Origin of the sequence: Ruegeria sp. HKCCA5839, assembly GCF_013035585.1 — a bacterium.
GTDB lineage: Bacteria > Pseudomonadota > Alphaproteobacteria > Rhodobacterales > Rhodobacteraceae > Ruegeria.
Window position 1 is genome coordinate 1 of the sequence record NZ_WQIE01000012.1, and the last position, 17897, is coordinate 17897.

Annotated in this window: 25 protein-coding genes; 11 read left to right on the forward strand and 14 right to left on the reverse strand. The window is 58.6% G+C overall.

The window, feature by feature from the left end; all coding sequences use genetic code 11:
• Window positions 1-207 precede the first annotated feature (207 nt).
• Window positions 208-1008 carry a GH25 family lysozyme gene (locus GOV38_RS20255; RefSeq protein ID WP_171208841.1) on the forward strand — a complete coding sequence of 267 codons (801 nt, stop codon included), beginning with the start codon at window positions 208-210 and terminating at the stop codon, window positions 1006-1008.
• Here GOV38_RS20255 and trmD read toward each other — a convergent pair.
• The 12 genes from trmD to GOV38_RS20315 all read right to left on the reverse strand — a co-directional run bounded on the left by trmD (window position 1005) and on the right by GOV38_RS20315 (window position 9597).
• Window positions 1005-1817 carry a tRNA (guanosine(37)-N1)-methyltransferase TrmD gene (gene trmD, locus GOV38_RS20260; RefSeq protein WP_171208840.1) on the reverse strand — a complete coding sequence of 271 codons (813 nt, stop codon included), beginning with the start codon at window positions 1815-1817 and terminating at the stop codon, window positions 1005-1007. The two genes, GOV38_RS20255 and trmD, sit on opposite strands and share 4 nt — an antisense overlap.
• The gene (locus GOV38_RS20265; RefSeq protein ID WP_171208839.1) at window positions 1814-2626 is read right to left on the reverse strand and encodes a hypothetical protein; all 813 of its coding nucleotides are present in this window, start codon (window positions 2624-2626) and stop codon (window positions 1814-1816) included. The genes trmD and GOV38_RS20265 overlap by 4 nt, the downstream gene beginning before the upstream one ends.
• On the reverse strand, window positions 2626-3129 hold the full coding sequence (gene rimM / locus GOV38_RS20270) for a ribosome maturation factor RimM (protein ID WP_171102688.1): 504 nt from the start codon (window positions 3127-3129) through the stop codon (window positions 2626-2628). Before rimM ends, GOV38_RS20265 begins: the two co-directional genes overlap by 1 nt.
• 148 nt (window positions 3130-3277) lie before the next feature.
• Window positions 3278-3913 (reverse strand): 5,6-dimethylbenzimidazole synthase, encoded by a 636-nt coding sequence (gene bluB, locus GOV38_RS20275; protein WP_171208838.1) that lies wholly within the window; start codon window positions 3911-3913, stop codon window positions 3278-3280.
• A 12-nt stretch (window positions 3914-3925) separates the two neighbouring features.
• Window positions 3926-4321, reverse strand: coding sequence for a 30S ribosomal protein S16 (rpsP, locus tag GOV38_RS20280; RefSeq protein WP_171102692.1), 396 nt, complete (start codon window positions 4319-4321; stop codon window positions 3926-3928).
• Window positions 4322-4362: 41 nt separating this feature from the next.
• Window positions 4363-4659 (reverse strand): chorismate mutase, encoded by a 297-nt coding sequence (locus GOV38_RS20285; RefSeq protein ID WP_171102694.1) that lies wholly within the window; start codon window positions 4657-4659, stop codon window positions 4363-4365.
• Window positions 4656-5192, reverse strand: a complete 537-nt coding sequence (locus GOV38_RS20290) for a GNAT family N-acetyltransferase (RefSeq protein ID WP_171208837.1) — start codon at window positions 5190-5192, stop codon at window positions 4656-4658. The genes GOV38_RS20285 and GOV38_RS20290 overlap by 4 nt, the downstream gene beginning before the upstream one ends.
• On the reverse strand, window positions 5189-5779 hold the full coding sequence (locus tag GOV38_RS20295) for a GNAT family N-acetyltransferase (RefSeq protein WP_171208836.1): 591 nt from the start codon (window positions 5777-5779) through the stop codon (window positions 5189-5191). Before GOV38_RS20295 ends, GOV38_RS20290 begins: the two co-directional genes overlap by 4 nt.
• 56 nt (window positions 5780-5835) lie before the next feature.
• On the reverse strand, window positions 5836-7344 hold the full coding sequence (ffh, locus tag GOV38_RS20300; protein ID WP_171208835.1) for a signal recognition particle protein: 1509 nt from the start codon (window positions 7342-7344) through the stop codon (window positions 5836-5838).
• A 253-nt stretch (window positions 7345-7597) separates the two neighbouring features.
• On the reverse strand, window positions 7598-8116 hold the full coding sequence (locus GOV38_RS20305) for a hypothetical protein (RefSeq protein ID WP_171208834.1): 519 nt from the start codon (window positions 8114-8116) through the stop codon (window positions 7598-7600).
• A gap of 89 nt (window positions 8117-8205) precedes the next feature.
• Window positions 8206-8949, reverse strand: coding sequence for an aspartate/glutamate racemase family protein (locus GOV38_RS20310; RefSeq protein WP_171208833.1), 744 nt, complete (start codon window positions 8947-8949; stop codon window positions 8206-8208).
• Window positions 8950-9015: 66 nt separating this feature from the next.
• On the reverse strand, window positions 9016-9597 hold the full coding sequence (locus GOV38_RS20315) for an FMN-dependent NADH-azoreductase (protein WP_171102714.1): 582 nt from the start codon (window positions 9595-9597) through the stop codon (window positions 9016-9018).
• Between the two features lie 135 nt (window positions 9598-9732).
• Between GOV38_RS20315 and GOV38_RS20320 the strand changes: the two genes are divergently transcribed.
• The 3 genes from GOV38_RS20320 (at window position 9733) to GOV38_RS20330 (ending at window position 12081) form a co-directional block, all read left to right on the forward strand.
• A complete protein-coding gene (locus GOV38_RS20320; protein ID WP_171102716.1) occupies window positions 9733-10611 on the forward strand; it encodes a LysR family transcriptional regulator in 879 nt (292 codons plus the stop codon).
• On the forward strand, window positions 10608-11522 hold the full coding sequence (locus GOV38_RS20325) for a DMT family transporter (RefSeq protein WP_171208832.1): 915 nt from the start codon (window positions 10608-10610) through the stop codon (window positions 11520-11522). Before GOV38_RS20320 ends, GOV38_RS20325 begins: the two co-directional genes overlap by 4 nt.
• 145 nt (window positions 11523-11667) lie before the next feature.
• Window positions 11668-12081, forward strand: a complete 414-nt coding sequence (locus GOV38_RS20330; protein ID WP_171102719.1) for a universal stress protein — start codon at window positions 11668-11670, stop codon at window positions 12079-12081.
• Between the two features lie 6 nt (window positions 12082-12087).
• On the opposite strand, the gene GOV38_RS20335 is transcribed toward GOV38_RS20330, so the two are convergent.
• Complete coding sequence (locus tag GOV38_RS20335) at window positions 12088-12420, reverse strand: helix-turn-helix transcriptional regulator (RefSeq protein ID WP_171102721.1); 333 nt, start codon at window positions 12418-12420, stop codon at window positions 12088-12090.
• Between the two features lie 232 nt (window positions 12421-12652).
• Here GOV38_RS20335 and GOV38_RS20340 point away from each other — a divergent pair, with 232 nt between their 5' ends.
• From GOV38_RS20340 to GOV38_RS20360, 5 genes are all read left to right on the forward strand, one after another.
• Window positions 12653-12985 carry an AtpZ/AtpI family protein gene (locus tag GOV38_RS20340; RefSeq protein WP_171208831.1) on the forward strand — a complete coding sequence of 111 codons (333 nt, stop codon included), beginning with the start codon at window positions 12653-12655 and terminating at the stop codon, window positions 12983-12985.
• Between the two features lie 2 nt (window positions 12986-12987).
• Entirely contained in the window at window positions 12988-13746 is a 759-nt protein-coding gene (locus tag GOV38_RS20345) for a F0F1 ATP synthase subunit A (RefSeq protein ID WP_171102725.1), read from the forward strand.
• A 48-nt stretch (window positions 13747-13794) separates the two neighbouring features.
• Window positions 13795-14019: a F0F1 ATP synthase subunit C gene (locus GOV38_RS20350; protein ID WP_005981269.1), complete on the forward strand. Its 225-nt coding sequence runs from the start codon at window positions 13795-13797 to the stop codon at window positions 14017-14019.
• A gap of 86 nt (window positions 14020-14105) precedes the next feature.
• Window positions 14106-14657, forward strand: coding sequence for a F0F1 ATP synthase subunit B' (locus tag GOV38_RS20355; protein ID WP_171102727.1), 552 nt, complete (start codon window positions 14106-14108; stop codon window positions 14655-14657).
• A gap of 5 nt (window positions 14658-14662) precedes the next feature.
• Window positions 14663-15223, forward strand: coding sequence for a F0F1 ATP synthase subunit B (locus tag GOV38_RS20360; RefSeq protein WP_171102729.1), 561 nt, complete (start codon window positions 14663-14665; stop codon window positions 15221-15223).
• A gap of 103 nt (window positions 15224-15326) precedes the next feature.
• On the opposite strand, the gene GOV38_RS20365 is transcribed toward GOV38_RS20360, so the two are convergent.
• Window positions 15327-16097, reverse strand: coding sequence for a FadR/GntR family transcriptional regulator (locus GOV38_RS20365; RefSeq protein ID WP_171102731.1), 771 nt, complete (start codon window positions 16095-16097; stop codon window positions 15327-15329).
• Between the two features lie 155 nt (window positions 16098-16252).
• Between GOV38_RS20365 and GOV38_RS20370 the strand changes: the two genes are divergently transcribed.
• Together GOV38_RS20370 and GOV38_RS20375 are read left to right on the forward strand one after the other, a co-directional pair.
• Window positions 16253-17446, forward strand: a complete 1194-nt coding sequence (locus GOV38_RS20370; protein ID WP_171208830.1) for a PLP-dependent aminotransferase family protein — start codon at window positions 16253-16255, stop codon at window positions 17444-17446.
• 44 nt (window positions 17447-17490) lie between these two features.
• Complete coding sequence (locus GOV38_RS20375) at window positions 17491-17886, forward strand: hypothetical protein (RefSeq protein WP_171130599.1); 396 nt, start codon at window positions 17491-17493, stop codon at window positions 17884-17886.
• The last annotated feature ends 11 nt before the right edge of the window (window positions 17887-17897 follow it).

Below are 17897 nucleotides of genomic sequence, written 5' to 3' on the forward strand. Positions count from 1 at the left end.
TTGACGGCATGGTCGATCCAGAGATGCTTGGTCTACTTTGGCAGACATCCGTGGGTGAGGTCCTTGGCTGATCGATACATTGCAGTCAAACGACCTGATCCAACCCGGTAATATTCCGCCGCTCCAAAATCACGGCGTTGCTTTTAGGGGCCGATCAGGCATTCTGGACGGAATTAGAAGAGCAGTTCTTTTGTGCAGGTATGGATTATGCGCAGTGTCGTTACGCTGGCCGTTCTGGCCTTTGTTGCCCTGTCGTGCGGTCGCGGTGGCCCGCCGCCGCAGCGTCTTGAGCCTCAGGCTTTTGCGGATACGACCAGCCCGGCTTTGATCTTTCCAAAATTTGCGGATGCTGATCCGCATGAATGGGACGGGCGTCATCCCGGGCTTTACCCGGTGCATGGGTTGGATGTGTCGCGTTGGCAAGGGGCGATTGACTGGCGCACCGCGCGGGCCAATGGGGTGAGTTTTGTTTTCATCAAGGCGACCGAGGGTGGCGACGTGGCCGATCCGATGTTCGACACCCACCGTAAAGGGGCGCAGGCCGCAGGTGTGCCCTGGGGCGCCTATCACTATTACTATTTCTGCCGATCCGCGCGCGAGCAGGCGCGGTGGTTCATCAAGAATGTGCCGAAGGGCGCGGACCTTCCGCATGTGCTGGATATGGAATGGACACCGCATTCCAGGACCTGTCGGATCCGCCCTGATGGTCGCAAAGTACGGGCCGAGGCGCAGCGGTTTCTGGACATCCTCGAACGTCATTACGGGCGCAGGCCGATCGTCTACACGACCGTCGATTTCTTTGCCGACACGCAGATCGATCGCCTGCCCAAGACCGAATTCTGGCTGCGCTCCGTGGCCGGGCATCCGCGTCAGGTCTATCCCGGAACAATCTGGCGGTTCTGGCAATATACCGGCACCGGTCTGGTACCTGGTGTCGACGGGCGTGTCGATATCAACACGTTCAACGGCCCACCCGAGATCTGGGCCCGGTGGAAGTCAGGCGGCTAGTCGGATTTGTTGCCCGCGTGTTTCGCCCAAAGGTCGGGACGGTGCGCGCGCGTGATCTCTTCTGACATTTTCTGACGCCATTCGGCGATGCGCCCGTGGTGGCCTGACATCAGAACCTCGGGGATGTCGCGTCCGTTCCATTGGGCCGGGCGGGTATATTGCGGATGTTCCAGCAGGCCCGAGGAAAAGCTTTCCTCTTCAGCCGAGGCCTGATTGCCCAAGACGCCGGGGATCAGTCGCACGGTGGCGTCGATCAGCGCTTGCGCGGCAATCTCACCACCCGTCATGACGAAATCGCCCAACGAGACTTCCTGGATGCCATAGTGCTCCAATACACGCTCATCCACACCTTCGAAACGTCCGCAGAGCAGGGTCATGCCATCGCAGCGCGCGAGGTTCTGCATCATTTGCTGATCCATTCTTCGGCCGCGCGGGCTGAGATAGATCAGGGGCCAGTTGCCGCGGATACCCGACATCGTGTGCTCAATCGCGGCGCCCAGAACATCCGCGCGCAGCACCATGCCCGCACCGCCGCCAGCAGGGGTGTCATCAACATTGCGGTGCTTGCCGATGCCGAACTGGCGCAAGTCAACGGTTTCCAGTTGCCACAGGCCTTCCTGCAAGGCTTTGCCGGTCAGGCTTTCACCCAGAACGCCGGGGAAGGCGGTGGGAAACAGGGTGATGACCTTGGCCTTCCAAACCCCGTGCAGATCAGGCGTCGGGGTCATCAACTCGCGCGGCTTCAGCGTTGGCCGGATCGCCTTGCGGCCATGAGACTTGCCAAGAGGTTTGTCGGATGTTTCGGTCATCGGGTACGAGCCAGATCCTTTTGCGCGTTTTCAACCAAAGCCGTCTTTTGCAACTCCAGCGCCGCATCGTCCAGCCCCGAGCGGTTCAACTGCAACAATTCTTCCAGAAGATCTTCGGGCAGGCGCGGGTTCACGCGTGTTGGGGCAAGCAGTTTCGACTTTAGCTCTGGGGGCAGATCCAGAAACGCGGCAAACGGGTCGCCAGCGCCGAAGGGACGATACTGCAGATCTTCCAGCCATTCTGTTTTGACCCGAGCGTTCTCTATGCGGTCGCGGATCTGCATCGCAGCCGTTTGTGGTGACGGAACCTCAGCCATCCGGTCGCGATAGGTTTCGAAATCCTGCACCAGACGGGTGCGCAACAGGTCGTGCGACCACAGGCTGCGCAGCCATCCTCCGCGTTGGCGCAGCGAAAGGTAAAGCGTTATGTCGACCTCGTCGCCAAGCCGTTCCTGGACCAATTCGACCAAACACGCTGCCAGTTCGGGTGCAGCTTCATATCCCACCGCTACATTACGGCTGGGGCGCAGGCCCGAGAAATTCTCTTCACTCAGGATCAGACCGCGTTTCTCGCCGAAATCCAAACTAGCCAGAAAATCACGCATCTTGTCGCGAAATTCGGATAGGGTGCTTGGCAGGCCATAAACCGAGTGTCGTGTAGCCGCTTCGGACAGGCCGGTTTTGCGGGTCCGATAAGGCAAGACCAGCGCATGGCGGGGCCAGATCAACTCGCGGTTTTCAAACAGAAAAGACTGTGCTGCAGTTGTGCCCGTCTTGTGCAGACCCAAATGCAGCAGCACGCGGCGCATTACAGCAGACCTTCGGGTGGGTCGGCGATGATACGGCCTTGGTCCAGATCGACGGTGGGCACAGCCTCGAGCGTGAAGGGCAACAAGACGGTTGACTTCAACCCTGCGCCCTCAAGCTCCAGTAGATCCGCCGCGCCGTGGTTCTGAACTGCCTTGACCCGCCCCAGCAACGTACCGCCGGTGTCATAGACCGAAAGGCCGATCAGGTCTGTGTGATAGAACTCATCATCCGGCAGCGAGGGCAGTTGATCGCGGCGCGCATAGAGACGCAGACCATTGATCGCATCCGCCTGTTCCTTGGTTTCAATGCCACCCAGTCGGGCCGCAAACCCGTTTTTGATCGGGCGGGTCAGGACCAGCGGAAAGCGTTCGCTGCCGTCTTCGTTGGTCAATGGCGAATAGCTTTCGATATCCTCGGGTACGGCGCAAAAGCTCTTCACCCGCACCTCGCCGCGTACCCCGTAAGAACCGGCAATGCTGCCCACACAGATCAGATCACTCATTTGGCGCGCCCGTCGTCAAACATATTCCGTTTCGCCATTGCCCAAGCCCCTCGCAGGCTTCACGCTGATTGCTGCGTTCAAAGAACACGCCCACAATAAATGCGATCAGCAGCAGGATGGGAAGTCGTATCAATCCGAACATAGGATGTTACCGTTTCTCAATCGTTAGAGCGTTGGCGCGGTTTTCCCAGCCTGCGCGTTCAAGTTCGGGCGTGTCCGAGCTGCGTTCCGGCCAGCCGATGCAGAAATAGCCTATCAGGCTCCAGTCTTCTTCGACCTTCAGGTCGTGGCGCAGGCGCTCTGGGTCGAGGATCGAAACCCAGCCCATGCCCAGCCCTTCGGACCGAAGGGTCAGCCAGAATAGCGTGATGGCCGAGACGACCGAATAACGCCGCATCTCGGGCATGGTGCTCGCACCCAGCCCGTGGCCCTTTGGTGTTGCCTCGTCACAGAAAACGGCCAGATGAACCGGTGCCTGTTTCATGCCCGAAAGCTTGAGGCTGCTGTATAGCTGCGCGCGCTCGCCTGTGTATCCGGTTAGGGCCTGTGCATTGGCGTCCTCAAAATTTTCAAGTGCCAGCGCCCGTGCGTGCTCGGAGTCGACCCGAAGCAGCCGCCAGGGTTCACTAAGCCCCACAGAGGGTGCGAGTTGAAACGCGTCGAGGCAGCGCGTCAGCACTGCCTCGTCTATCGGGTCGGTGCGGAACCGGCGTACATCGCGCCGGAGCCGCATCAACAGATCGAACTGCGTGCGAAAATCGTCGGTGAAATCCTGATCTCGCACGCGCCCGCCTGCTTATTCTTCTGCTGCGACAGCTTCTTCTTCAGCCGGTGCAGCAGCGGCTTCAGCCGCCTCAGCAGCTTTGGCCGCTTTTTCTTCGGCGCGTTCCTGAGCTTTCTTGCCCGGGGTACCCTTGTTGGGGTTGTTACGCTCAGCCTTGTCACGGGCACCGGCCGCTTCCAGCATGCGGGCGATCCGGTCGGTGGGCTGAGCACCCTGATCCAGCCAGTACTGGATGCGCTCCATGTTCATTTTCACGCGCTCTTCGCTGTCTTTCGGCAGCAGCGGGTTGTAGGTGCCCAGCTTCTCGATGAAACGACCATCGCGGGGCATACGGCTGTCAGCCGCAACAATGCGATAGAAGGGACGTTTTTTCGAGCCGCCGCGGGCGAGACGAATTTTCATTGCCATGGTGGTATCTCCTTTGAATGGCGTGACTGGGGGATGCCCAGTTATTCTTGGTGTTTCTTGTGGTGTCGGATGACTTCCTGAATGATGAAATTCAGGAAAGCCTTGGCGAAAGCGGGGTCCAGATCGGCCTCTTTCGCCAGGTCTTCAAGCCGTGCGATCTGCGCGGCTTCGCGCGTGGGATCGGACGGGGGAAGGTCATGTGTGGCCTTGAGCTTGCCAACGGCCTGGGTGTGCTTGAACCGCTCGCCCAGTGTATAGACAAGGATCGCATCCAGCCGGTCGATGCTTTCGCGATGCTCTTTCAACAGCGTGGCAGCTTGGGTCACGGGGTTGGTCATTGGCCGGTCCTTTCGGTCGTCAGGTCAATCTGCGGGTGACGCCAGATCTGGGCTGTTTTGCCCAGCAATGTGCCGTCGCACTCGTAGGTGGCGCCAAGGCGTTCGGCCAATCCGCGCGAGCGGTCATTGGCGTGGGCGATATAGCTCATGACGCCGTTCAGACCCCGATGTCGGGCAGCATAGTCACGCGCGGCCTGCGCGGCCTCGAACCCAAAACCTTTGCCTTCAGCTTCGGCCATCAGGGCCCACCCCAATTCAGGCTCGGCCCAGCCGGGGGCAAAGATCATTCCGGCCCAACCAACGAACTCTCCGCTCGATTTCTCGGTCAGGTGCCACATTCCGAACCCGTTCAGCGCCCAGTGTCCCAAGCGTTTGGCCAGCGACTCCCAGCAACCGATCTCATCTTTTGGACCGCCCGCCATATGGCTGCGTTCGGTCGCAAAGAAGGCGGTCATTGCGGGCAGATCATCCAGATGCGGTGCGCGCAGGATCAAACGGTTGGTCTCAATGGAAGGGATGGCGAAAGAGGTCATGCGTAAGCCTCCATCCCGCCATCACCGGGGTCGGGCAGATGACGATAGACCAATGTGACACCGTCTTGCTCAATGATCTCGCGTTCCAGCGTGGCGCCCAAACGTTCTGCAAGGCGCTGTGACCGATCGTTGCCCTTGGCGACAAAGCTGGCCAGCGTTTCCCAATTCAATCGTTGGAACGCAAAGCGCAGCGCAGCGCTGGCAGCTTCATGGGCAAAGCCGTGGCCTTCACCTTCCTCGGTGAAGATGAAACCAAGTTCCGGTTCAGGATCTTCGGGTTCAAACCCCAGGACGACGAACCCCAGCAATGCGCCATCCGTCTTCAAAGTGACAGACCACAATCCGTGACCGCGAAGAGCCCAGATGGCGATCATCTGAGCGAAATCGTACCACGCATCTTCGCGCGACATCAGGGTCAGATAGCGTGCGCGCGGGCTGGCGACGATCCGGGCATAGGTGTCAAAATCCGACAATCGCGGTGCGCGCAGAACCAAACGCTCTGTTTCGAGCGTCGGGATAGCACCCGCCACACGTTCGGCCAGTTCAGCCCCCTGCGCATTTGGCGCGACTTCGAACCCAAAGGTCATCGAAAGACCTCCGGTTTCACGCGTGAGCACAGCGATATGCAGCGGTAAACAGCCAATTACTTCTTCTTCCCAAAGCCGCTGAGCCCCGGTGGCAGAGCCATGCCGCCACCCAGGCCGGGCAGGCCGCCGGGCATCTTGCCGCCCATTGCCTTGGCCGCCTGTTCCAGCGCCTTGGGGTCCATGCCTGCGGCCATTTCTTCGGGCGAGGGGCCGCCTTTGCCGAACATGCCTTTCATGGCCTGTTTCAGCATCTTGCCTTTGCCCATCTTGCCCATCTTCTTCATCATGTCCGACATCTGCCGGTGCATCTTGAGCAGCTTGTTGAGGTCGCTGACCTCCATCCCCGAACCAGCGGCAATCCGTTTCTTGCGGCTGGCTTGCAGCAATTGCGGGTTGGCGCGTTCGCGTTTGGTCATCGATTGGATCATGGCGATCTGCTGGCGCAGGATTTTGTCGTCCAGACCAGCGGCATCCATCTGTTTGGCCATCTTGCCCATGCCGGGCATCATGCCCATCATGCCTTGCATCCCGCCCATCTGGATCATCTGTTCGAGCTGCATTTTCAGGTCGTTCATATTGAACTGACCTTTGACCATGCGCTTCATCATGCGCTCGGTCTGTTCAAGCTCCATCGTCTCCTGGGCTTTTTCGACCAGCGCAACGATATCGCCCATGCCCAGAATGCGGCCTGCGATCCGATCCGGCTCGAAGGTTTCGAGCGCGTCCATTTTCTCGCCTAGACCGACAAAGCGGATGGGCTTGCCGGTGACCGCGCGCATCGACAGCGCCGCACCGCCGCGTCCGTCGCCATCCATCCGGGTCAGAACAACGCCCGAGATGCCGACCTTGGCGTCGAACTCCTCGGCAACTTCAACGGCGACCTGACCGGTCAGGCCATCGACCACCAGCAGAGTCTCGCGCGGATCGACCACGTTGCGGACCTGCTCGACCTCGTCCATCAGGACTTCGTCAATGTGCAGGCGGCCGGCAGTGTCGAGCATATAGACGTCATAGCCACCCAAGGTGGCCTGCTGCTTAGCGCGTTTTGCGATATCGACCGGTTTCTGGCCTGGCACGATCGGCAGGGTATCGACGCCCACCTGTGTGCCCAGAACCGCCAGCTGATCCATCGCCGCCGGGCGATAGACATCGAGCGAGGCCATAAGAACCTTCTTGCCCTCTTTCTCTTTTAGCCGCTTGGCAAGCTTACCGGTTGTGGTGGTCTTACCAGAACCCTGCAGACCGACCATCAGGATTGGGGCAGGCGGGTTGTCGATCTTGAGTGCACCGGGGTCATCCTCGCCCCGGAGTGTATCGACCAGCGCGTCATGCACGATCTTCACGACCTGCTGGCCGGGGGTGATCGATTTGGTGACGGCTTGCCCAGTGGCTTGTTCCTGCACCTTCTTGACGAATTCACGCGCAACCGGCAGCGAGACATCCGCCTCCAGCAGGGCAACACGCACCTCGCGCAGCGCGGTTTTGACGTCCTCTTCGGACAGGGCACCCTGTTTGGTCAGCCGGTCAAAGACGCCAGAGAGGCGTTCGGATAGATTTTCAAACATGCCTTCGGCCTCCTATGCCGGTTATCTGGTGGCACCCCTTACGTAAGCGGCACCGGTTCAATCCACAATTACCCCCTCCCACCGAATTAGGTGCGGGGGACGTTCCAAATGGCTTGCCCCTAACCCACTGGCTTAGATGTGGGGGCAGGCCAACTGGCATTGCCCCCACGGGCGAAACTCGCTGGTGGGGGGCGATCCCTGAACGACTCAAGGGACCGGAAGGTCAAACGCTTCCGGATGTTTGGGCAGGGCTTTATGCGGATTGGCCGTCTGTGTCAACCTTGCGGGCCGGAAGCCAGCTGTTGACGGCATCAACCAGCCTTTGGGCCCCGCCTCCGCTGTAATAGGTCTCGACGATGGGATGGCGACCGGCGCTCATGCCTTTGTCCAAAATCAGAACAGGCCGGTGGACCTTGGAAGAGCTGCCTCGGCGTGAGGTGCGCGATGTCTCAACCTCGGCATGCGAAAGATCCGAAAGCGCATGTTCAACTGTCTCGTAGCCGAAAACGGATTGGCGGCGGATCAGGATTGTTTTGGATGGGCGGTCCAATATGACCTGAACCCGCCGGACCATGGCGCAGAAGATTACGGCCCCCATGCCGCCACCAAAAAACGCGAACAAGATGCCGAACCAGACAGGCTTGTCGCCGTCGCTGACCATAAAGATACCCGCGCCCAGAAAGGCGAGGATAAAGCCAATAAGCATCAGGCCAATCAGCCAGGGAGTGTTGGACAGGATCAGTTGGTTTGGCGTATCGCGGAGTATCTTCATAGCAATGCGGTCAAAGAGTTGGGGGGAATAAAACGCGCCTTGCGGCGCGTGTCTCCGACGGAGGTATTTTTGAACAGAAGAAGAGGGGCCTAGAACCCTGCCAAAGCTTTGGTCAGAGCCGCAGTGACATGTGCGGCGGAGGGGTTGATGAAAAGATGGCCATCTGCCTCGAACACCGGATCGTCCAGGTGATCGGGGAAAGCAAGCGGGAGTTCGGTGCAGGCCAGGAGGATAGCGGCGCCGGGTGTTGCGTGTCGGTTGCAGAAGTCTAGCAAACGGGCATGAGCACCATTTGAAGCTCCACCATAGAAATCTGTGTCGATCATAGCCTGCATTTCGGCGATCTCTGTCTCAGGCAGGCGCGGGTTGGCGGCGATGCCGTGATTTGCCAGATGATCTGCATAGTTCGTCGCTTGCATCGTGACGGTTGTGCCTAGTACCAGAGCCTTCGAAGCACCAGTGGTCTTGGTCGCCTCGGCCGTGGCGTCGAAAATGCTGAGGATTGGCATGGAAACTCCCTGCCGGATCGCATGCAGGCGGGCATGGGGCGTGTTTGAGGCGATGATGGCGAAATCGCAGCCTGCACTTTGCAAGGTCAAAAGCGCGTTGCGGAACACGGCGTCAAATTCTGCCCAGCTGTCTTCGTCACCCGCGATGCCACGCAACGCGCGGGTTTGCGCCTGCACAACGGATTCGATTGTGATAGGTGGTATCGGCAAGGGTGAGCCGTGGCTACGTTCGGCGAAATAACGCCCTGCGCCCTGGGCGATGGCGCGGTAGTAATCGACGGTGGAGGCCCATCCCACACCGCCCAAGATGCCGATCTTCTTCATGGGAAACGTCCAGGCTGCTCACTTCGATCCAAAGCGCAGACTGGACGCAAATTTGAGGGAGGTCAATCAGGCTGCCAGTTCAGATAGCGCTTGTTGCGCCTTGTTGAGCGAGCCTTCCGCATCCAGTGCCATTTGATCAGCCGCGATCACATCAACATCCTGAATGCCGATAAAGCCCAACACGTGTTTGGCGTAATCGGTGGCAAAATCAATCTCGGACCCGACGGCAGTGCCGCCCGAGGCGATGGCCAGAATGGCGCGCTTGCCTTGCAGCAGCCCTTTGGGGCCGTTTTCGGAATACGCGAAGGTCAGTCCAGCGCGGGCGACCAGATCAATCCACGCCTTGAACGCGGCGGGGACGGAAAAGTTGTAGATCGGAAGGCCAATCACCACGGTGTCGGCGCGCTGCAATTCGTTGACCAGTTCATCCGACAGTGCCAGGCGGTCGCGTTGGACATCGTCACGCTCATCAGCTGGGGTGAAATTCGCGGTGATCCAGTCTTCGGTCAGCAACGGCAAGGGTGTAGCAAGGTCACGGCGAATGATGCGGGTTGCGTTGAGGTGCTTGACGATCTTGTCGGACAGGTCTCGGGTGGTGGATCCTGTGCGCCGGGCCGAGGCGTCGATATGCAATACGGTCTGTGTCATCAGCTTTGTCCTGTGGTTGTGGTGATGCAGTTGATGTCAATATGATTGTTGCATTCGCGAACAAAACCCAAGTATACCAACAGTTGCTGTTAGAATTTGCACAGCTTCCAGGATTTGCACATTGAAAGAGATGCAATGGACAATTGGGACGAAGTGAGAACGGCTTACCACGTTGCACGGATGGGCACGGTCAGTGGCGCCGCGGATGTGCTGGGCGTGCACCACGCAACGGTTATCCGGCATATTGATGCTATCGAGATGCGGCTGGGTGTAAAACTGTTTCAGCGCCATGCGCGTGGTTACACGCCGACAGATGCCGGAGAGGATCTGCTGCGCGTGGCCCAAGCCACCGAAGATCAGTTCAACCAGCTTGTCGGGCGCATGAAAGGGCGCGGTGACGATGTCTCGGGCGAGCTCGTGGTGACTTCGCTTGCTTCGTTGGCGCCGCTGATCGTACCGGCCTTGACCGAGTTTCAGCAGATGCACCCAGGCTTGATCGTGCGCTATCTGACCGGCGATCGCTTGTTCCGATTGGAATATGGCGAGGCGCATGTGGCAATCCGGGCCGGGTCGGTGCCCGACCAACCGGACAACGTGGTGCAGCCCTTCATTCCGCAGGAAATCGGCCTATATGCCAGCCGGTCCTATATCGAGAGAAATGGTGCCCCATCCAGCGTTGAAGACTTTCCCAACCACGTGTTTGTAAGCACTGATGATGAAAACAGCCGGGCACCGTTCTCGCGCTGGCTTCGGGAAACGGTTCCGGCAGACACCATAACGTTCCGGTGTACCAACAACTTCAGCATGCGCGAAGCGGTTGTGGCAGGCGCGGGGATCGGGTTCATGGCCCGGTGGGAGGCCGCGCGACATCCGGATCTTGTCGAGGTTATGGACCCGGTTCCGGATTGGTCCGGGAAACTGTGGCTGGTCACGCATGTCGATTTGCATCGCACCACAAAGGTACAGACCTTTTTGACCTTCCTGAAAGAAAAGGCAAAGGGCTGGGTCTCATGACGGATCAGGCCCGTGGCCACCTGGCCATGCTGGTTTTCTCCGGTCTGGTGGCCGGTAGTTTTTCTTTAGGATCAATTGTTGCAAATCAGATAGCGCCGTCCGCGATCACTGCGGCGCGCTTTGCGATTGCAGCGGTTTTGATCGGTGTCGCCGCCTTGGTGACGACAGGCCTGCCTCGTAGTGCGGCGCAAGCCCCGTGGCGATACGCGGTGCTTGGTGGCCTGTTCGGGACCTATTTCGTGCTGATGTTCTATGGCCTCAAAACAGCCAAGCCCGTCAGCGCGGCAGCAGTGTTTACCTTGACCCCGGTGATGTCTGCCGTTGCGGGCTGGGTGTTGTTGCGACAGGTTACGACACCGCGCATGGCTTTGGCTTTGTCCATTGGTGCTGTCGGAGCCCTTTGGGTGATTTTTCGCGCGGATTGGCAGGCCTTTCGCGCATTCGAAGTCGGGACGGGTGAGATCATCTTTTTCTGGGGCTGCGCCGCGCACGCGGTCTATACCCCGATGGTGCGTAAACTGAATCGCGGCGAACCCGCGGTTGTGTTCACCTTCGGTACATTGATCGCAGGCTGTGTCATGCTGACCGTCTTTGGATGGTCTGACATTCGCCAGACCGATTGGGCCAATCTTCCCGCTATCGTCTGGATCACTCTGATGTATCTTGCGGTTTTTGCCACCGCCTCAAGCTTTGTGCTGGTTCAATTCGCAGCGCTGCGCCTGCCTTCGGCCAAGGTTATGGCCTATACCTATCTGATCCCCAGTTGGGTGATTTTGTGGGAGATCGCCTTGGGCCGTCCAGCGCCCACGGTGCTGATCCTGGGTGGTGCCGTTATGACAGTGGTGGCTTTGTTGCTTTTGTTGAAAAGTGATGCGCAGGTGTCCGGTGAGAAAACTGTTACAACAAGCTGAAGGGATCCGGGCGCGTATCGACCGCTAAGATCGACCGCGAAAAGCTTACGTCAAATCATATGCCAACTGCAGAATTTGTTGAGCCAGATCAAGGCGACCTTTGTCCATTCCACCTATCTTGAGTTAATGGGAGAGGAGGACAAATATGTTCAGTCATATCATGTTACCCGTCGATCGAAATTTGCCACCTGAAGTCCGAAAAGCAGCGGATATCGCTGCAGAAATGGCCAAATGGCAACATGCGAAAATTACCCTGGTAAGCGTGTCGGGTGTTCATATGGGCACCGCCTCGAAATCCGAGGCCGAGTTTGATGCCGAACTTGCTGCATTTGCGGAAAATCTGGCAACAAACAGCGGTGCGGAAGTCATCGTTCGCAAGATTCATTCGGTCGATGTGGCAGCCGAGGTGGACAGAGACCTGACGCGAACGGCCGAGGAAATCAATGCCGATTTGATCGTGGTTGGAACTCACGCACCGCGAATTACCGACTATATCTTTTCAAGCCATGCCGGATATCTTGCCAAGCACGCAAAAATGTCGGTACTGGCCGTGCGGTAGGCGCGTTCAGCTTTCGTCAGTGGGCAGTTCGACCTCTAAAAACCGCTCGAAGGCATCCAGGTTCACGGGCTCGAACTGCCCGAACCCCTGCATCCAAACCGAAGCCGCGCGCAGGGCGTCGGGTTCCAGCTTGCACCATTTGACGCGCCCCCGCTTTTCCTGAGAAATCAGCCCCGCCCTGGTCAAGATAACCAGATGTTTCGAGATCGCGGCCAGTGACATCTCGAACGGCTCCGCCACGTCGGTGACCGCCATATCGTCCTCCAGCAACATCGCCAGTATGGCGCGGCGGGTCGGGTCGGCAAGGGCCGCGAAAACAGTGTCGAGATCATTTGACATGAGCAGGCTCAACCACAGCGCTTGGGTTTGGTCAACCATTTGGTTGAATATGCGGTTTCAGGCTTTTGGCGCGTTACCGCCGCAAACTGGCACCGTTCCCTCTTCTAGGGAAGGGATAAATCCATATATTTTACAATGGTTTAACCTGTGGCAATCTGGCCGCGCAATGGCGTTGACTCTGGGCGGCTTCACCCTTAGCACCTAGCCTCAAGACAGCGCGAGGAAACCGTCCGTGACCGATGACGACCAAAAGCAGCGTATGGCGCAGCTTGAGGCCAAGATCGACGCGGCGAAAAAGGCCAATGAGCCCAAGACCCGCGCTGATGCTGACATATCCGGGGGCGAGCTTGCCTGGAGGATGGTCATCGAAATGGTATCCGGTCTGGGGATCGGGTTTGGCATCGGATACGGGCTGGACAGCCTGTTCGGGACGATCCCGATCTTTCTGGTGCTGTTCACATTGCTGGGCCTTGTCGCGGGCGTGAAGGTTATGCTCCGCAGCGCGAAAGAGGTTCAAGAGAAACAAGTGGCAGCGACGGCTGCCGAGAAGGACGAGAGGGACTGAACGTGGCAACTGAGACCACCGCAGCAGAAGGCAGCAGCCTGGTTTTCCACCCGATGGACCAGTTCATCGTCAAGCCGTTGTTCGGCGACGGTGCGGTTGGCATGTTCACGATCACCAACGTGACACTGTGGTTGTTCCTGGCGATCGTTGCCGTTGTTCTGTTGCTGGTTCTGCCCACGTCGAAGCGCGCTATTGTCCCCAGCCGGACCCAGTCGATTGCAGAGCTGACCTATGGGTTCGTCTACAAGATGCTGGAAGACATCTGTGGCAAGGACGGCGTCAAGTTCTTCCCCTATGTCATGACCTTGTTCATGTTCATCGTCAGCGCGAACTTCCTGGGCCTGATCCCGACATCGTTCACCACCACATCGCATTTCGCTGTTACCATCCCGCTGGCGCTGGCCGTGTTCCTGACCGTCACCGTCCTGGGCTTCGTCAAGAACGGCACTGCGTTCTTGGGCCTGTTTTGGGTTTCCAGCGCGCCTCTGGCGTTGCGGCCCATCCTGGCCGTGATCGAGCTGATCTCGTACTTTGTGCGTCCGGTCAGCCATTCCATCCGTCTTGCCGGTAACGTTATGGCGGGCCACGCCGTGATCAAGGTTTTCGCAGGCTTTGCCGCGGTTGCCGTGATTTCGCCCGTGTCGGTCCTGGCGATCACCGCAATGTATGGTCTTGAGGTCCTGGTGGCCTTCATTCAGGCCTACGTATTCACCATTCTGACCTGTGTTTACCTCAAGGATGCGCTGCATCCGTCGCACTAAGGTTCGAACACCCAACATCGAAACTTCCAATTCGTAAGGAGATACATCATGGAAGGCGATCTCGCACATATCGGCGCAGGCCTGGCAGCAATCGGTTCCGGCGCAGCCGCAATCGGGGTGGGCAACGTTGCAGGCAACTTCCTGGCCGGCGCTCTGCGCAACCCTTCGGCGGCTGCATCGCAGACCGCAACCCTCTTCATCGGTATCGCGTTCGCAGAAGCCCTGGGGATCTTTGCATTCCTGGTCTCGCTGCTGCTGATGTTCGCCGTATAATCTGCGGAACCTGATCCTTACGCGCAGGTGGGCCCACGCCATAGTGGCCCGCCTGTTGTAAAGACAACGTTCCGACGGAGGACATCATGGCGACTGAACCCATTGCCAAAGAAGTGGCTGGCTCGTGCGTTGACTCCTATGGCTCTGCCATCGGGATGCCACAGCTCTGCTTTGATTGGTTCCCCAACCAGATTTTCTGGCTGGTCATTACGCTGGTCGTCATCTTTCTGGTCCTGTCTCGCGTGGCCCTGCCGCGCATTGCGGCTATCCTGGCGGAACGTCAGGGGACCATTACAAATGACCTGGCTGCGGCCGAAGATCTGAAGGCCAAGGCGGTCGAGGCCGAAGAGGCCTATAACAAGGCGCTGGCTGATGCCCGTGCCGAAGCGCAGCGTATTGCTGCCGAAGCACGCGCCGAAATCCAGGCTGGTTTGGATGACGCGATTGCCAAGGCGGATGCGGAAATCGCTGCAAAGGCGGCTGAATCGGAAAAGGCTATTGCCGACATCCGAGCCGGTGCGCTGGAAAGCATTCAAGTGGTTGCCAAGGACACGGCGGCTGAACTGGTAACCGCGCTGGGCGGCGAGGCAGATGCCAAAGCCATCGACAGTGCTGTTGACGCGCAGATGAAAGGATAAGTGACATGCGGAACACTCTTGCCCTTATCCTGACCTTCGGCGCAGCCAGCCCGGCCTTTGCAGCCAAAGGCCCGTTCTTTTCGCTAGCCAATACCGACTTTGTGGTCCTTCTGGGCTTCATCGTCTTCATCGCGATCTTGTTCTACTTCAAGGTCCCCGGCATGATCGGTGGTCTGTTGGACAAACGTGCCGAAGGCATCAAGTCCGAGTTGGACGAGGCGCGCGCGCTGCACGAAGAAGCCCGCAGCCTGTTGGCCTCGTATGAGCGCAAGCAACGCGAAGTGCAGGGTCAAGCCGATGCCATCGTGGCCGCTGCCAAAGAAGACGCGGCGCTGGCCGCGGAACAAGCCAAGGTCGATCTGGAGAAATCCATCGAGCGTCGCCTCGCAGCTGCGCAGGACCAGATCGCATCCGCCGAGGCGTCTGCTGTGAAAGAGGTTCGCGATCAGGCGATCTCGGTCGCGGTTTCGGCAGCCAACGCGGTCTTGGCCAAGCAGATGACAGCGACCCAGGCCAACAAGCTGATCGACGCATCCATCGCGGATGTTGGAGAAAAGCTGCACTGATCTGGCGCCACATACGAACGAAACGAACCCGGTCCAATGACCGGGTTTTTTCTTGTGCTAATTTCTTCAGGTTCTGGAACAGCTGATCAGCGACCGATGAACATCAACTGCTCCGGTTGACCTGTTGCAGGCGTTGCTGTGCGATGGCTTCGTTTCGGTTGGCTTTCTGGTAGTCGGCCATACACCGCTCCACATAGCTTAGGTGCTGTTCCACGGCCTGACGCGCGCCTTTGGGGTCGCGTTCTTGCAAGGCCGTGTTGATGGCGCGGTGCTGGTCCAGGATTGCGTCGCGGGTGGTGCGCTGATGGAACATCATTTGCCGGTTATAGAACACGCCCTGACGCAGCAGGTCGAACATCGAACGCATCATATGCAGCATCACAACGTTATGGCTGGCCTCGATGATCGCCATGTGAAACTGAGCGTCCAGTTGGGCCTCATCTTCTGCCGCATTGTCGGCATGGGCGGCCTCCATTTTGTCCATCAAGGCTTGGATAACACGCAAATCACTGTCTGAACCCAATCGCGCTGCGCGTTCGGCGGCCAGCCCCTCCATGTCCCGTCTGAACGAGAGATAATCGAACACCGCTTCGTCATGGCTTCCGAACAGACGGATCAGCGCTGGGGAGAAGGCCGAGCCCAAAACTTCGGCCACGTAGATGCCGGAACCCGCTTTTGCGGTCAGCAAACCCTGCGCCTGCAATTCCGAAATGGCTTCGCGCAGCGACGGGCGTGACACCCCAAGGCGCTCGGCCAGTTCACGTTCTGCCGGCAGGCGCTCGCCCGGGCGCAAAATGCCCCGCAGGATCAGAAGTTCGATCTGCCGAACCACGGCAAGCGACAGCTTTTCGGTTTGAACTTTTTGAAAGGGCATCCGGTCTTCATTCGAAATTGGTCAAATCATATGACCACGTTAAGCGGCGGTGTTCAAGACATCGGGCGCGTTGGAAATTTAGGTCATAAATATTGACTTATATAGGGTTCTGAGTAACTTGACCTGAAACGTCAGGGCAGAGGAGGCCTGAGTCGATGGATCACCTTTTTGCAACCCGTATGTCCCGCATGAAAGCGTCGGAAATACGTGAGCTGTTGAAGCTGTTGGAGCAACCGGACATCGTGTCTTTTGCCGGTGGCATCCCCGATCCGGCCTTGTTTCCGGCCGAGGCTTTTGCGCAGGCATTCCAGGCGTCTTTGACCCCTGACCAGCAAACTCAGGCGCTGCAATACTCCGTCAGCGAGGGGTATCCCCCGCTGCGCCAATGGTTGGCCGAACACATGGGCCAGATGGGTATCCCCTGCGATATCGATAACATCCTGATCACCTCAGGCTCGCAACAGGCGCTGGACTATCTGGGCAAGCTGTTCCTGTCACCGGGTGACACGGCCCTGGTTGGATGGCCCACCTATCTGGGCGCAATCAACGCCTTTAGCGCTTATGAGCCACGCTTTGACCAACTGAGCGTCGAAGGCAATATGGGGGCGGCGGAATACAGGGCCGCCGCTGGCGAAGGTGCGGTCAAATTCGCCTATCTCTCGGCTGATTTTGCCAACCCTACAGGGGAAACCACTGATTTGCGGGGCCGTAATGCTGTGTTGGATCTGGCCGATGAGCTGGATTGTGCCGTGATCGAAGACGGGGCTTATCAAGCGCTGCGCTATGATGGTGAGCCGATCCCACCCGTGCTGGCGCTTGAGATCGCGCGCAAGGGATCCATCGAGGCGTGCCGGACGATCTATTGCGGCAGTTTCTCGAAAACCCTTTCACCGGGATTGCGCCTGGGTTGGGTGGTTGCGGCCAAGTCGACCATCTCGCGGTTGGTGTTGCTGAAACAGGCGGCTGATCTGCATTCGTCTACCATCAACCAGATGGCCGTGCATAAGGTGGCCGAAAGCTGTTTTGAAACACATATTCCCAAGCTGCGCAGCGCCTATAGCGCCCGTCGTGACGCCATGCTTGCAGCTTTGGACGAGCATATGCCCGAAGGGGTCGCATGGACTCAGCCGGAAGGTGGCATGTTTGTCTGGGTGACTTTGCCGAAAGGAACAGATGGTGCGGAACTGCTGGAGAAAGCGCTGAAGACGGTCAAGCTTGCCTTTGTTCCGGGGCAGGCGTTTTTCCCTGATGGCAGCGGGGCAAATACGATCCGGCTGAGCTTTTCCAACTCGGACGAAGATACGATCCGCGAGGGTGTCCGCCGGTTGGGTCAGGTATTGCGGGCGTAGTGCCAGAAAGGTTCTATTAACCAAATTCGCGCACATAAGCGGGCATGATCCGCTTTGTTGCAATTTTCCTGCTGGCAGCCTGTTCCGCAGGCACGCCGCATTTCCGGGACCTACCTGCCACGCGCGTGGCTGTGAATGGCAGCGTCTTTGATGTGCGCGTGCGCGGGCATCTGGCCGAGGCCGTGCGGGTCAACACCCAATACGCGCCCCGTCTTGGGCCCATACGCCAACGGGCGGGCTTGGCGATGATGCAGGTTTCGGGCTGCCCCATCCTCGATGTGTTGGGCGACGCCGCTGTAACTGTCGGTGTGCTGGGTTGCGACCGTGAGGCCGGGGAAAAGCTGTTGCTGGCGGCGATATCGCGTCGCAATTACGAATGCATCAACTTCGGCCGCTCAGAGGATCTGGGCTATGACCTGTTCGAGTGTTCACCCTATTGAAACACGCGTGT